Annotated in this window: 1 protein-coding gene; it reads right to left on the reverse strand. The window is 72.9% G+C overall.

Annotated features, from left to right (window positions below; all coding sequences use genetic code 11):
• On the reverse strand, positions 1 to 266 hold a 266-nt coding region (locus IWC96_RS16095), incomplete at both ends, for a hypothetical protein (protein WP_231379061.1).

Below are 266 nucleotides of genomic sequence, written 5' to 3' on the forward strand. Positions count from 1 at the left end.
GACAAGCGACGTGGGCCCGCCGGCGCCGCTGCAGATCCAGCCCAGCGTGCTGCCCGACTACACCGCTTCCGCCCGAACCTTTCCCCAGAGCCTGACGCCCGCCAACGCCTTCGGCTCGACCCCGGTGTCCGCCGGCGGACACCGGGGTCGAGCCGAAGGCGTTGGCGGGCGTCAGGCTCTGGGGAAAGGTTCGGGCGGAAGCGGTGTAGTCGGGCAGCACGCTGGGCTGGATCTGCAGCGGCGCCGGCGGGCCCACGTCGCTTGTC

The sequence above is a fragment of the Brevundimonas sp. BAL450 genome, assembly GCF_015767455.1.
Taxonomy (GTDB): domain Bacteria; phylum Pseudomonadota; class Alphaproteobacteria; order Caulobacterales; family Caulobacteraceae; genus Brevundimonas; species Brevundimonas abyssalis.